Source organism: Oceanobacillus rekensis (assembly GCF_002153375.1).
Taxonomy (GTDB): Bacteria; Bacillota; Bacilli; order Bacillales; family Amphibacillaceae; genus Oceanobacillus; species Oceanobacillus rekensis.
Genome location: NZ_MTBQ01000004.1, coordinates 255,419 through 268,557, shown reverse-complemented (window position 1 = coordinate 268,557; position 13,139 = coordinate 255,419). Strand labels below are relative to the sequence as shown.

At 38.2% G+C, this 13,139-nt stretch carries 13 protein-coding genes; 12 read left to right on the top strand and 1 reads right to left on the bottom strand.

Translation table 11 applies throughout. The features are described 5' to 3' along the window. The first annotated feature begins 101 nt into the window (after positions 1 to 101). The 11 genes from BV906_RS12040 (at position 102) to BV906_RS11990 (ending at position 10,716) form a co-directional block, all read left to right on the top strand. The gene (locus BV906_RS12040; protein WP_087973782.1) at positions 102 to 989 is read left to right on the top strand and encodes a MerR family transcriptional regulator; all 888 of its coding nucleotides are present in this window, start codon (positions 102 to 104) and stop codon (positions 987 to 989) included. 246 nt (positions 990 to 1,235) lie between these two features. Then, positions 1,236 to 2,252 carry a PstS family phosphate ABC transporter substrate-binding protein gene (locus tag BV906_RS12035; protein WP_087973781.1) on the top strand — a complete coding sequence of 339 codons (1,017 nt, stop codon included), beginning with the start codon at positions 1,236 to 1,238 and terminating at the stop codon, positions 2,250 to 2,252. Between the two features lie 101 nt (positions 2,253 to 2,353). Further along, positions 2,354 to 3,310, top strand: coding sequence for a phosphate ABC transporter permease subunit PstC (gene pstC, locus BV906_RS12030; RefSeq protein ID WP_087973780.1), 957 nt, complete (start codon positions 2,354 to 2,356; stop codon positions 3,308 to 3,310). A 1-nt stretch (position 3,311) separates the two neighbouring features. Then, a complete protein-coding gene (gene pstA, locus BV906_RS12025; RefSeq protein WP_087973779.1) occupies positions 3,312 to 4,196 on the top strand; it encodes a phosphate ABC transporter permease PstA in 885 nt (294 codons plus the stop codon). A 53-nt stretch (positions 4,197 to 4,249) separates the two neighbouring features. Beyond that, a complete protein-coding gene (pstB, locus tag BV906_RS12020) occupies positions 4,250 to 5,074 on the top strand; it encodes a phosphate ABC transporter ATP-binding protein PstB (protein ID WP_087973778.1) in 825 nt (274 codons plus the stop codon). 116 nt (positions 5,075 to 5,190) lie between these two features. Then, a complete protein-coding gene (locus BV906_RS12015) occupies positions 5,191 to 5,562 on the top strand; it encodes a CidA/LrgA family protein (RefSeq protein WP_087973777.1) in 372 nt (123 codons plus the stop codon). Further along, positions 5,555 to 6,244, top strand: coding sequence for an LrgB family protein (locus BV906_RS12010; RefSeq protein WP_087973776.1), 690 nt, complete (start codon positions 5,555 to 5,557; stop codon positions 6,242 to 6,244). The genes BV906_RS12015 and BV906_RS12010 overlap by 8 nt, the downstream gene beginning before the upstream one ends. Positions 6,245 to 6,335: 91 nt before the next feature. Continuing rightward, entirely contained in the window at positions 6,336 to 6,983 is a 648-nt protein-coding gene (locus tag BV906_RS12005; protein ID WP_087973775.1) for an SDR family oxidoreductase, read from the top strand. A 179-nt stretch (positions 6,984 to 7,162) separates the two neighbouring features. Further along, on the top strand, positions 7,163 to 8,419 hold the full coding sequence (locus BV906_RS12000; protein WP_087973774.1) for an argininosuccinate synthase: 1,257 nt from the start codon (positions 7,163 to 7,165) through the stop codon (positions 8,417 to 8,419). After that, positions 8,416 to 9,810, top strand: a complete 1,395-nt coding sequence (argH, locus tag BV906_RS11995; protein ID WP_087973773.1) for an argininosuccinate lyase — start codon at positions 8,416 to 8,418, stop codon at positions 9,808 to 9,810. The genes BV906_RS12000 and argH overlap by 4 nt, the downstream gene beginning before the upstream one ends. A gap of 33 nt (positions 9,811 to 9,843) precedes the next feature. Continuing rightward, positions 9,844 to 10,716 (top strand): Cof-type HAD-IIB family hydrolase, encoded by an 873-nt coding sequence (locus BV906_RS11990; protein WP_087973772.1) that lies wholly within the window; start codon positions 9,844 to 9,846, stop codon positions 10,714 to 10,716. Positions 10,717 to 11,040: 324 nt separating this feature from the next. Here BV906_RS11990 and BV906_RS11985 read toward each other — a convergent pair whose 3' ends face one another. Further along, positions 11,041 to 12,102: an NAD(P)/FAD-dependent oxidoreductase gene (locus tag BV906_RS11985; RefSeq protein WP_087973771.1), complete on the bottom strand. Its 1,062-nt coding sequence runs from the start codon at positions 12,100 to 12,102 to the stop codon at positions 11,041 to 11,043. A 258-nt stretch (positions 12,103 to 12,360) separates the two neighbouring features. Here BV906_RS11985 and BV906_RS11980 point away from each other — a divergent pair, with 258 nt between their 5' ends. Further along, positions 12,361 to 13,005 carry a LytTR family DNA-binding domain-containing protein gene (locus tag BV906_RS11980; protein ID WP_087973770.1) on the top strand — a complete coding sequence of 215 codons (645 nt, stop codon included), beginning with the start codon at positions 12,361 to 12,363 and terminating at the stop codon, positions 13,003 to 13,005. The last annotated feature ends 134 nt before the right edge of the window (positions 13,006 to 13,139 follow it).

The following is a 13,139-nucleotide window of genomic DNA, read 5'->3' as shown; positions in this document are numbered from 1 at the left end:
GTTAATCAGAGCGGAAATTATCCCCTCTTTTTGATTTAAATGAACATATAATTTATACTTTTTATAGATAACGTACAGTGATTATAAATGAGGTACCTCAAATGTATAATATTAAAGCAGTGTCAAAAATATTGGATATGCCAACAGTAACCATTCGTTCTTGGGAAACACGTTATGCGGCAATTACACCAGAACGAGCTACTTCTGGGCACCGTGAGTATACGAAAGAAAATATAAATGATTTAAAATGGATTAAAGAGCAGGTTCAAGAACATGGGATAAAAGTAAGTCAGGCTGTAAAGCAACTTCATTCCTTAAAAGAAGAACAGTCAGCTGATGCTTTACAATCAGTTTCCCCAGCATTAGGAAATTACCAAGTACAAATAGATGAGCTGTATCAGACTGTACAGAATTTGGATGCAGCCAAATGTCACCTTTTACTTGATTTATATTTTTCTCAATTCCATTATCGGACAGTTTTCTATTCAATTATTACCCCGTTAATGTATAAGGTTGGAGATGCATGGGAAAAGGATGAGTTACATGTCGTACAGGAACATTTGATAACCAATATTGTGCTGCAGCGATTAATGAGTTTCTTTCGCATTTTCCAGCCTTCTGCAAATCTGCCAAAGGTGATGGCAATATGCCCGCAAGGAGAGAAACATCAACTAGGTCTTCTTTTGTTCACTTTATTTCTAAAGGAGAACGGGTATCCAGTGACATACATAGGAGCGGACACACCGTTGGAAGGACTGGGGGGAATTTTGAAGGATAAAGATATCGATATGGTAGCGATCTCTACTTCTAGTAGGGACGATAGGCTCATTCAGAGATACATAGATGGACTTTCTGCCAATATTCCTCGATTAAAGTTTATTATAGGAGGACTTGGGATAGAAATAGATAAGACAGAAAATAATAGATGGTATATAGCTGATTCGCACGAGAGTTGGTCACAGATAATGGGGGAAATAAATAAAGCTTAGAGAATTATTGTAGGCAACATTAGAAACAAACAAGGCAATAATAATTATTTAAAATCATAATGGGAAAACCGGCTGAAAGGCCGGTTTTTTTTATATTTATTACAGAAATTGGCGACTAAATCCCTAGAAATTTACAAAACCTTTACATTCGACACATACTTCCTTAACATTTCCCTACTATACTATCAATTGAGGGCAAAAACACAGCCCAAATAATAGAAATCAATCAGGGGAGGACAATTGAAGATGAATTTCAAAAAATACTTAATGTTTTTACTAGTTGCAGCCTTAGCGGTAGTACTGGTAGCATGTGGCGGGTCAGACGAGGGGAACACAGAAGAAACAGAAACAGAGACAGAAACAGAGGAGACAACTACCGAAGATACGGCTTCAGAAGAAACGGATAGTGAGTCAGCTGAGTTAGAAGGAAGTGTTGTAATTGATGGATCGGGTACAGTTTATCCATTAATGGCTAGACTTGCAGAAGAATATATGCTTAATGAGCAACAAGGTGTATCTGTAGAGGTAAGCCGCGCTGGTACAAGTGCTGGTTTTGAAAAATTCCTTATGGAAGATGGAACAGACTTCAATGATGCTTCCCGTGTAATTAAAGAGGAAGAACAAGCTAAAGCAGACGAGCTTGGTATCGAAGTAATGGAACTTAAAGTTGCATTGGATGGTTTAACAATCGTTACACATCCTGAAAACGACTGGGCAACTGAACTGACTGAACAAGAAGTTAAAGATATTTTCCTTGGAAATGTTACGAAATGGTCTGAAATCAATCCAGAATGGCCTGATGAAGAAATCCAACCTTACGGACCAAACGAAAACCATGGTACGTATGAATTCTTCTATGAAAATATTCTTGAAGAACAAGATTTAGTTGAAACTATTGATTTACAACAAGAATACTCAACATTAGTAACACTTGTAGGTGAAGATACGAATTCAATCGGATTCTTCGGCTTCGGTTACTATGACAGCAACAAAGATAGCATTAACGCTGTAAGCATTGACTTTGGTGACGGTCCTGTTGAACCATCTCTTGATACTATTGCAGAAGATGGCGACTATGCTGGATTTACTCGCCCGGTATTCACTTACTTAAACGTGAACAATGCTCAAGAAAAAGCACAAGTACTTGATTATGCAATTTATGTAATGAACAGCACGAATGAATTTGCTGGCGAAACTGGTTTTGCACCAATCCCAGATGAAGAAGCACAAGCACTTGTTGAAGAGTTGGAAGGTCTTAAATAATAACTTGTAAAAATTGAAAATGAAGTCTAATAAGATGAGAGCCCTAAGGTATGCTCTCATCTTGTTGTGACTTTTATACTCTGAAAGGGGTGCTCCATAAAATGGCAACAAACAGCGATTTGAACAAAAAAAACGCTGTTAATGTCAGAGATATGATTGCAGAGAAGAAAAAAAAGAGGAATTTTTCCAATGTAACGGAAAAAATGATTCCTACTATATTGATTATCATTGCATCTATTTCTATTCTGACAACAGTAGGAATTATTTATACTTTATTAGCTGAGTCAATTGAATTCTTTAAAATTGTCCCAATTTGGGAATTCTTTACGGGAACTGTACTCAAACCATTGAGTCAGAATCCTGAATTTGGTATTTTGCCTTTGATAACAGGAACCGTTATTTCATCAATTATAGCGATGCTTGTAGCAGGGCCTATTGGATTAATGTCTGCAATCTATTTAAGTGAATATGCTTCAGATAAAGTAAGAAGAACGATTAAACCATTACTGGAAATACTTGCTGGAATACCTACAATTGTTTATGGATTTTTTGCGTTTACGTTTGTAACACCAGTCATTAGATCGATTTTCCCGGCTGTTGAAGCAACTAATATACTAAGCCCCGGTATTGTTATGGGGGTTATGATTATTCCAATGATTGCATCCCTTTCTGAAGATGCTATGACTGCTGTGCCGAACTCCATGCGTGAGGGTGCCCTGGCATTGGGAGCAACAAAATTGGAAACAACATTCAGGGTTGTAATTCCTGCTGCACTATCCGGAATTATTTCCTCCTTCGTGCTTGGGATTTCACGTGCAATCGGTGAAACAATGATTGTAACGATTGCAAGTGGGAGCTCCAAAAACTTTACTTTCGACATAACCCAATCTATGCAGACAATGACTGCATATATTGTTGAAGTCTCTGGTGGGGATGCACCTGCTGGATCGACGATATATTACAGCTTGTATGCTGTAGCATTGACACTTTTTGTTTTTACATTAATCATGAATTTACTTGCAAGATATGTCTCTCGTAAATTTAGGGAGGAATATTAAAATGAAATATATAGATGATGTACAAGTACAAAAGCGTATGTCTTCCAGAGTAACTAAAAATAATGTATTAAAGAATTTATTTTTAGCAGCAACTCTGTTTGGTTTGGTAGTATTAGCCATCCTATTGATTCGTGTTATTTCACAGGGTGCTGCGTGGATTGATTGGAACTTTTTGACAGGAAGATTATCAACAAATGCGGATCGTGCTGGAATTATGGGAGCTATTTTAGGTACTTCTTGGCTTATGCTTATTGTAATTCCGGTAACTATTTTTATTGGAGTTGGGACTGCAATTTATTTGGAGTTATATGCAAAAAAAGGGAAATTTCAGTCCTTTGTGGCAACTAATATTTCCAATCTAGCAGGTGTGCCTTCGATTGTATATGGTTTGCTGGGGTTAACAATTTTTGTGAGAGCTATGGATTTTGGGAACGCAATTATTGCAGGTGGACTAACGCTCTCGCTTCTTGTATTGCCGATCGTAATTGTAGCTGCTCAGGAAGCCATTCGTGCAGTACCACAGCATTTAAGTGAAGCTTCTTATGGAATGGGTGCCACCAAATGGCAAACAGTAAAAGGCATTATACTACCTGCTGCAATACCAGGTATTTTGACAGGATCCATCTTAGCTCTTTCCCGAGCTATTGGGGAAACTGCACCACTGACAGTATTGGGAATACCTGCATTACTAATACCATTCCCTGGGAACATATTTGATACATTTACTGCACTGCCAATGCAAATTTACTACTGGACACTTGACTCCTCCCTTGTTCAAGAATATGCGTACTTAGCTGCCGCAACAATTATTGTCCTACTAGTACTTTTGTTTTTGTTAAACTCAATCGCCATCATTATTCGAAATAAATTTCAACAAAGATATTAGGAATTGTATCTAACAAAGTACAACCCGTGATAAACATGAAGGAGTGTAAATGAATGAGTCCTTTAAATGATGGAAAAAAAGTTAAAGTTGATGTAAAAGGAAATAATGACTCACCTATAGGAAATGAAATTGTTTATGATACAAATGATTTAAACTTATGGTATGGACAAACACATGCATTAAAGGATATTAATCTGTCCATTCATGAAAAAGAAGTAACAGCAATTATTGGTCCATCTGGCTGTGGTAAGTCGACGTATATTAAAACATTAAATCGTATGGTGGAATTGGTTCCATCTGTTCGTACAACTGGAACGATTACGTATAAAGGTAAAAATATTTTGGACAAGTCCTTTAAAGTAGAAGACCTTAGAACACATGTCGGAATGGTCTTTCAAAAGCCCAACCCTTTTCCAAAGTCTATTTATGACAATATTACGTATGGCCCGAAGATTCATGGCATCCGGAACAAAAAAGTGTTGGATGAAATTGTCGAAAAGAGCCTTCGTGGTGCATCCATATGGGATGAAGTGAAAGATCGACTGAATGAAAATGCCTATGGTTTATCTGGTGGGCAGCAGCAACGACTTTGTATTGCCCGTTGTTTAGCCATTGAGCCGAACGTTATTTTAATGGATGAGCCAACATCTGCACTGGATCCAAAGTCAACATTACGTATCGAAGAGTTAATGCAGGAATTGAAAAAAGAGTACTCTATTATTATCGTGACCCACAACATGCAGCAAGCTGCTCGAATTTCTGATAAAACAGCTTTCTTCCTCAATGGTGAAGTTGTGGAATTTAATGATACGAATAAACTTTTTACAACTCCTGAAGACAAAAGAACAGAAGATTATATTTCTGGAAGGTTTGGATAAATAGATATGAATGCTCCTTGTCAAATGGCAGGGAGCATTTTTTAAGTGAGAAACAAGTAAAACTCGGCAGCAATTGTTATAATAGGTGAATCATAAAAATATTGGAGTGCACCGTAATGCTTAGAATAAGTAGAATCCTCATTCATATTGTCGTATTATATATCATCTTTTTAATTGGAGATTGGATTCAGCAAACATGGAATTTGGTCGTTCCAGGTAGTGTAATTGGCATGTTGATCTTTTTCGTCTTGCTGTTATCTAATGTAATAAAAATAAAATGGATTGAGGAAGGAACGAAAATTTTCGTAAACCATTTAACATTATTTTTCATTCCTGCAACGGTTGGAGTAATCAATTACTTTGAATTGTTTTCTGGAAAAGGTCTTCTAATCGTTTTCATTGTTCTCTTGAGTACAGCCATGGTTATGGTGGTATCTGGGTTGGTCACACAATGGTTGATGGGAAAGAGGGAAGTACCACATGAATAGCTTGTTTATTGGAATTATATCGATTGTTGGTACTGTGACTGTTTATCTACTTACATGGAAATTACATAAAAGAATAGATTCTCCGATTACATTGCCAGTATTTATGGGTTCTATAATAATTATTATTGGACTGGTTATTTTTGATATACCTTATGATACATATATGATTGGCGGTGAGTGGATCAATCAGCTGCTTGGTCCGGCGGTAGTTGCTTTAGCATACCCACTTTACCAGCAGCGTCGCTTGCTTAAACAACTAATTTACCCGGTGTTAGGTGGAACACTCGTTGGTGCAATTGTTGGTGTATTTTCGGGTATGATTATTGCTATCTGGACTGGTGTGGAGGATTATATCATCTATTCCCTGATTCCTAAATCGGTAACAACACCAGTTTCTATGGTTATTACCGATTCGATTGGCGGTGTCATGTCGCTTGCAGCGGTTTTCGTTGTTATTGCTGGAATCGGTGGTGCTATCATGAGCCCATTTATATTTAAATTATTTAACATTAAGCATGTCTATGGACGTGGTGTTGGAATGGGAAGTGCATCGCATGCAATTGGTACTGCACAAGCAATGGAGTCCAGTCAACTGGAAGGGTCAGTAAGTACGATTGCAATGGTGTTGAGTGCTATAGCGGTATCGATTATTGCACCGATGATGGTATTTCTATTTATGTAGATTCCTTCGTAAACACATTCTTTGATAATCGCCTTTGCTTTTGAAATAATGGAATAAGTTAAAAATCTAAAGTAAAAAGGGAGATGTCGAAATGAAAGTGCTTGTAATCGGAGCGAATGGGCAAATAGGGAAACATCTTGTACGTTTACTTCAAGATAGTGATGAGCATACGGTAAAGGCAATGGTAAGAAAAGAAGAACAAATTGAAACGCTGAAAAATAATGGAATTGAAGCAGTATTGGCAAATCTGGAAGGTAGTGTCGATGAAATAGCTGGGGCAGTAAACGGAGCCGACGCAGTTATCTTCACAGCAGGCTCAGGCGGGAGTACTGGAGCTGATAAGACATTATTAATTGATTTGGATGGTGCTGTTAAGTCCATGGAAGCAGCTGAGAAGACTGGAGTAGACCGTTTTGTAATGGTTAGCGCATACCAGGCACATAATAGAGAAAGTTGGGCAGACAGTCCGATTAAATCTTATATGGTTGCTAAGCATTTTGCAGATAAAGCGCTGGTTGCAAGTAGTCTGAATTATACCATTGTAAGACCTGGTGGGTTATTGAATGAGCCAGCTACAGATAAGGTTAAGATTGCTGAAAATATCGAGGCAGGGTCCATTCCACGTGAGGACGTCGCCAAGGTGATTGTTGCATCCTTAACTGAAGAAAGCACCTATCGGAAGGGATTTGACCTAATGTCAGGTGACACTCCAATTTCCGAAGCAGTAAAAGCATTATAATAATTACCCTACAAAAGGTACTCAGTAAAAAGCATGTTCCATATCTGGAGCATGCTTTTTATTTGACGAAACATACTGAATAATTTATTTTCAAATAAATTGCAAATTAACTGTTGTATTATTATACAACATAATGCATAATAATACACAGAAGCAAAATTGGAGAGGGGAAATATAAAATGGCGAAAGAAAAGATTGTATTAGCATATTCCGGAGGTCTTGATACTTCCGTTGCAGTTAAATGGTTACAAGATAAATATCAATATGATGTTATTGCGGTGGCACTTGATGTAGGTGAAGGAAAAGATTTGGACTTTGTTAAAAAGAAAGCATTGGATGTCGGAGCAATTAAATCGTATGTCATTGATGCGAAAGAGCTATATTCAGAAGAATATGTATTGCCAGCATTACAGGCTAATCTTTTATATGAAGGAAAATATCCACTGATTTCCGCTCTTTCTCGTCCATTGATTGCAAAAATCCTTGTTGATATTGCGGAAGAAGAAGGCGCCACTGCTGTTGCACATGGATGTACTGGGAAAGGAAATGACCAAGTGCGTTTTGATGTAGCTTTTACAGCATTAAACCCTGAACTTAAAATTGTCGCACCTGTACGTGAATGGGCAATGTCCAGAGAAGAAGAGATTGAATATGCTAAAGCACATAATATTCCAATCCCAATCAACTTGGATAGTCCTTATAGTATTGATCAGAATTTATGGGGAAGAAGTAATGAGTGCGGTATTTTGGAAGATCCATGGGCAGAAGCACCGAAAGATGCTTATGACCTGACTACAGACCCAATCGATGCACCAGATACGCCAGAAGTTATTCAAATTACATTCGATAAAGGAAAACCAGTTTCCTTGGATGGTAAAGAAATGAAATTAGATGAATTGATACTAAAATTGAATGAAATTGCAGGCATTCATGGTGTCGGTAGAATCGACCATGTTGAAAACCGTTTAGTAGGGATCAAATCAAGAGAGATTTATGAAGCACCTGCTGCAATGACATTAATTGCAGCACATCAGGAGCTCGAAGCATTGACATTGCCAAGAGAAGTAGCTGAATTCAAACCTGTCGTTGAGCAAAAACTAGCACAGACTGTTTATTATGGTTTATGGTATTCACCACTAACAGAGGCATTGCAATCCTTTATTGAAAAAACACAGGAACATGTATCTGGAACCGTAAAGGTAAAATTGTATAAAGGTCAGGCACAAGTAATCGGGCGTGAGTCTGCAAATTCTCTTTATGATTTTGATCTTGCAACATACAACAAAGCGGACGCATTTGACCATGATGCAGCACTTGGTTTCATCAAACTATGGGGACTTCCAACAAAGGTACATTCATCTGTTAATGGTACACATAGCAAAAAGAAATCAATTGAGAAAGTACAACTTGAAGTGAAGGAAGCTGTTAAAAAGTGAAACTATGGGGCGGACGTTTTACAAAACCAACCAATCAATTAGTAGATGAATATACTGCATCAATTAATTTTGATAAAAAATTAGCGAAATATGATATTCAAGGTAGTCTCGCCCATGTAGAAATGCTTGGGGTATGTGGAATTATTTCTGTGGATGATGCAGATCAAATTGCTAAAGGACTAAACATCGTTCTTTCAAAAATAGAGTCTGGAGAGGCTGAACTTAGTGAGGAGCATGAAGATATTCATATGAACGTCGAAAAGCTCCTCATTGAAGAAGTCGGTGCTGTTGGCGGGAAGCTTCATACTGGTCGGAGTAGAAATGATCAAGTAGCATTGGATATGCGTTTATATTTACGTGATTCCATTGGTACAATCGTTCAGTTGCTTGTCGATGTGCAGAAGGCTCTCATGAAGCAGGCGAAGACAAATCTGGATACCGTAATGCCGGGATATACGCACTTGCAACGAGCGCAGCCTGTATTATTTGGTCACCATATGATGGCATATGTATTCATGTTTCAGCGTGATACAGAAAGATTGCTGGACAGTTTAAAGCGTGTGAATAAATCTCCGCTCGGGGCTGGTGCACTTGCAGGGACGACTTTCCCGATTGATCGTCAGTTTGTTGCTAAAAAGTTAGGATTTGATGGGGTATGTGAGAACAGTTTGGATGCAGTCAGTGACCGTGATTTTGTCGTTGAGTTTCTGGCAAATGCGTCGTTAATCTCCACACATCTTTCTCGTCTTTGTGAAGAACTTGTTCAATGGTCCAGTGCAGAATTTAATTTCATTGAGCTGGACGATTCCTTTACAACTGGAAGCAGTATGATGCCACAGAAGAAAAACCCGGATGTGGCAGAGCTTGTTCGGGGGAAGACGGGTCGCGTTTATGGCCACCTGATCGGCATGCTCACCACGCTGAAAGGACTTCCTCTCGCGTATAATAAGGATATGCAAGAAGATAAAGAAGGTATGTTTGATACATTTGAAACGCTAAAAGGTGCACTTGCATTATTTGCACCAATGATCGAAACGATGCAAGTTAAAAAAGACAATATGTATGCAGCTGTTACAAATGACTTCTCTAATGCGACGGACTTGGCTGACTATCTTGTTGGCAAGGGTATGCCATTCCGTGAATCACATGCAGTTGTTGGGCAAGTAGTATTAGAATGCATTAATAATGAAAAATACTTATTGGATTTAACACTTGATGAATTTAAATCTTATTCAGACTTAATTGAATCTGATATTTTCGATACACTTGCACCGGAAACAGTTGTGAATGCACGCAAGGTGGAAGGTGGAACAGCCAGAAGCAGTGTGGAGCAACAAATTGCAAAGGCAGAGCAAATATTGGAATCTACTGGATTAACTAGTCTATACTAAAAGTATTATAGTTCATAAGGTAGGCGAATTCCGATGAAGATGATTGCGTCAGATTTAGATGGAACATTACTGAACGAAGAAGGCCTCGTAAGCCAAGAAAATGCCCATGCCATTCAAAAGGCAATTGATCAAGGAATGGAATTTGTTGTTGCGACGGGCAGATCCTATGAGGCGGCAAGCAAACCGCTCCAAGCTGCTGGTATCACCTGTCCAATCATAAGCTTAAATGGTGCAATAGCCTTTTCCGAAGATAAAGAAGAACTAAGAAGTATTCCACTGGATCATAATATCGCAAAGAAAGTTATGAATGTGTGCAGAGATGCAGCTATGTATATCGAACTTTTTACAAATGAAGGTATTTATTCCGGGAGCAGGGAATATTTCCTTGAAGTGCTTGTAGATATTATGAAATCAGCAAACCCACAGATTTCCGAACAAGAAGTTCGCGAAAAGGCAGAGCTTCGTTTTCAGCTTGAACCGGTAAAATTTATTGATGATTATGATGAAATATTTACAAAGGAAAATCTAATTATTTATAAAATCTTATCCTTTTCACTTGAAAAGGATAAGTTAACAGAAGTTCGCTCCCAAATGGAAAGCGAAAGCCAAGTTGAAATTACCTCTTCTGGTGATATAAACTTGGAATTTAACCATCCGGAGGCACAAAAAGGGATTGCGGTGAAGATCCTTGCCGAGAGCAAAGGAATTGGCATGGAAGATGTTATGGCTCTCGGTGATAACTGGAATGACGCCAGCATGCTTAAAATCGCTGGGCGTGGTGTTGCCATGGGAAATGCTGCCCCGGGAATAAAAGATTTATGCAATTACGAAACGAATACAAATATAGAAAATGGGGTAGCTTTCGCAATAGAAGAAGTGCTGAAGGAATTACCCTTTAGAAACTAAAAAACGGATGGCCTAAATAGGGGGTATAGGCCTTCCGTTTTTAATATATTCGAATAAATGAGAAGTAAACACAATTTTAGAATAAATAAAGCATCACCGCTAAGAGACTGACACTGACCTTTGCAAGGAATCGCATACGGCACCTCCAATAGGGATTCGTAATGATTACCTTCAGTATAGCGTATGATGTTTAAGAAACTGCAAACGCAAGGTTAATTTTATGTAAAGAAAAAGGAACCAGATTTCTGATTCCTTCCTCATTTACCCGAGTGTAACTTCCAAAAGGAGCCATCTTTCTCAGCAACTTTTGTACATTCTCTGAATTTAATGTCTTTTACTTAGCCATAATACACCAGTTTTAGCCAACCGTGGCAGAAGCCCTGTCATTGGTGTTCTGATCATATTTCCGAAGCCATCTGATTTACCAAGTGATCCAAGGGTGCCTTTCAGTTTTAATGGCTTTGGCATCTTAGGTGCTTTATCTTTCAATACTGCCAGTAAAACATCAGCAATTTGCTCCCCTTGAAGTCCTGCAAGTTGTCCACTTGGTGAGTATTCACTTGAAGCACAATCCCCTACAACATAGATATTTCTTTTCTCGGGGACTTGATAAAATTCATTGACGACTATCTTCTCCTGATTATCCTTTTCAAATGGTAATTCCCTCGCTAGTCGGTTTGGTTGTACACCAGCGGTCCAGATGGTTACATCATTAAGATAGCACACACCATTATTGCATACACCGTCTTTTTCTACGTATTCAACCGCTGAATTGTGAATAACATCCACATCGTTTTTAATAAACCATTCTTCCACATAGTTTTGGATTTTAGAATCGAAGGCTTTTAAGACGGTTGCGCCACGATCCAGTATCCTAATGTTAAGGTCTGGACGGCTTTCGCGAATTTCTGATGCTACCTCAATCCCGCTAAGTCCCGCACCGATAATGGATACTTTCCCATAAGCTTTTAGATTTCCGATCGCGACTCCTGTATGACGCGCTTTCGTAAATGTTTGCACGCTTTCGGTGAATTCAGTCCCAGGAACACCATGGTAATTATCCTCACAACCAACACCAATGACCAAATAGTCATATGGAATAGGCTCCATCTCTGGGTCATCAAATATTATTTGCTCTTTTTCAGTATCAATTTGGCTAATTTCGTTAAAAACGTAATTTACACGTTGGTCTTCAGGAAAGTCCACTCGCACATCCTGATCAGCAACCGTACCTGCTGCAATTGTGTAAAATTCCGTTTTCAATGAACGAAATGGATTCCGATCTATTAGTGTTATATGTATGTCCTCAGGTAATGATTGATCAAGTAACCCCGTAAGGATTTTAATTCCACCATAACCACCACCAATAATAACTAACCTTTTCATGATTAACCCCCTCTATAATGAGACGTTCTCATACTTATCCCCCTAATAGATTACCAAAGTTACGCGTCCATGTCATCATTCACGATATTCGGAAAGATTCATGAATATTTTAATTAGTTAATAAAATATATTAATTAATCCAGTAGGTTTGTAAGGACTGAAAATAAGATAGTATAATAGAAATATCATAACAAAAACAATAATAGTGGAGAAAGAGTAACATGGGAATTCGACAAAAACCAGGGAGTGACAGGAACTATGGAGAGGTTGACTTTGGATTCGCTTTTGGATGTGATTGGGGAGCTTTTTTCGGATGAGATTTCGATTGCAATCGCAAATACAAATAAATATCTTTATTATCGCAGAAGTAAACGAATTGATTTGAAGATACGAGTTGGAGATCCGATTAAGGAGGGCACGCTTGCACATAAAGCAATTGTATCGGAACAGAAGGTATCTGAATTTGTTAATCGGGATATTCTTGGTGTTCCATATCATGGTATGGCAGTACCGTTTCATTTTGAAGGTCATCTGGAAGGTTGTGTATTAGCTATATTTCCTGCATATACGGATGGCAAAACGGTTGTCACAGTTAGAAGTGAGGATGGTTGGAAGCCAATTCCTTTTATGGATGTAAAGTATATAGAAGCAAAAGATCGCAAAACCCATGTATTTTCGGAAGGTTATTCAGGAACCCATAGTAGTACATTGCAGGAGTTTGAATTCATGCTGCCAAGAGAGCATTTTATCCGCTGCCATCGTTCCTTTATCGTAAATGTAAATCATATTAAAGAAATCTATCCAGATACACATTCCACCTTTCTTCTGGCGATGGAGGGCGATGTCAGAATCCCTGTTAGTCAGTCCTATTCGAGCTATTTTCGGAAATTACTTGGTTTTTAAACCGAAGTCATTCTGTTCCATCCGAAAATCCGAATGGTTTAATCAAAAATTATCTTTTTTCTCCCTCTTTTTCCTATAACTTTTAAAAAATAGTTAAAATTATAATTAATAGCTATTTGTTGGAGGGATTATTT

Excerpts from the sequence above, each read along its gene's own strand:
- BV906_RS12005 (WP_087973775.1), top strand. The coding sequence starts at position 6,336 with ATGAAAGTGCTTGTAATCGGAGCGAATGGGCAAATAGGGAAACATCTT.
- BV906_RS12035 (WP_087973781.1), top strand. The coding sequence starts at position 1,236 with ATGAATTTCAAAAAATACTTAATGTTTTTACTAGTTGCAGCCTTAGCG.
- pstB (WP_087973778.1), top strand. The coding sequence starts at position 4,250 with ATGAGTCCTTTAAATGATGGAAAAAAAGTTAAAGTTGATGTAAAAGGA.
- BV906_RS12040 (WP_087973782.1), top strand. The coding sequence starts at position 102 with ATGTATAATATTAAAGCAGTGTCAAAAATATTGGATATGCCAACAGTA.
- BV906_RS12010 (WP_087973776.1), top strand. The coding sequence starts at position 5,555 with ATGAATAGCTTGTTTATTGGAATTATATCGATTGTTGGTACTGTGACT.
- BV906_RS12000 (WP_087973774.1), top strand. The coding sequence starts at position 7,163 with ATGGCGAAAGAAAAGATTGTATTAGCATATTCCGGAGGTCTTGATACT.
- pstA (WP_087973779.1), top strand. The coding sequence starts at position 3,312 with ATGAAATATATAGATGATGTACAAGTACAAAAGCGTATGTCTTCCAGA.
- BV906_RS12015 (WP_087973777.1), top strand. The coding sequence starts at position 5,191 with ATGCTTAGAATAAGTAGAATCCTCATTCATATTGTCGTATTATATATC.
- pstC (WP_087973780.1), top strand. The coding sequence starts at position 2,354 with ATGGCAACAAACAGCGATTTGAACAAAAAAAACGCTGTTAATGTCAGA.
- BV906_RS11990 (WP_087973772.1), top strand. The coding sequence starts at position 9,844 with ATGAAGATGATTGCGTCAGATTTAGATGGAACATTACTGAACGAAGAA.
- BV906_RS11980 (WP_087973770.1), top strand. The coding sequence starts at position 12,361 with ATGGAGAGGTTGACTTTGGATTCGCTTTTGGATGTGATTGGGGAGCTT.
- BV906_RS11985 (WP_087973771.1), bottom strand. The coding sequence starts at position 12,102 with ATGAAAAGGTTAGTTATTATTGGTGGTGGTTATGGTGGAATTAAAATC.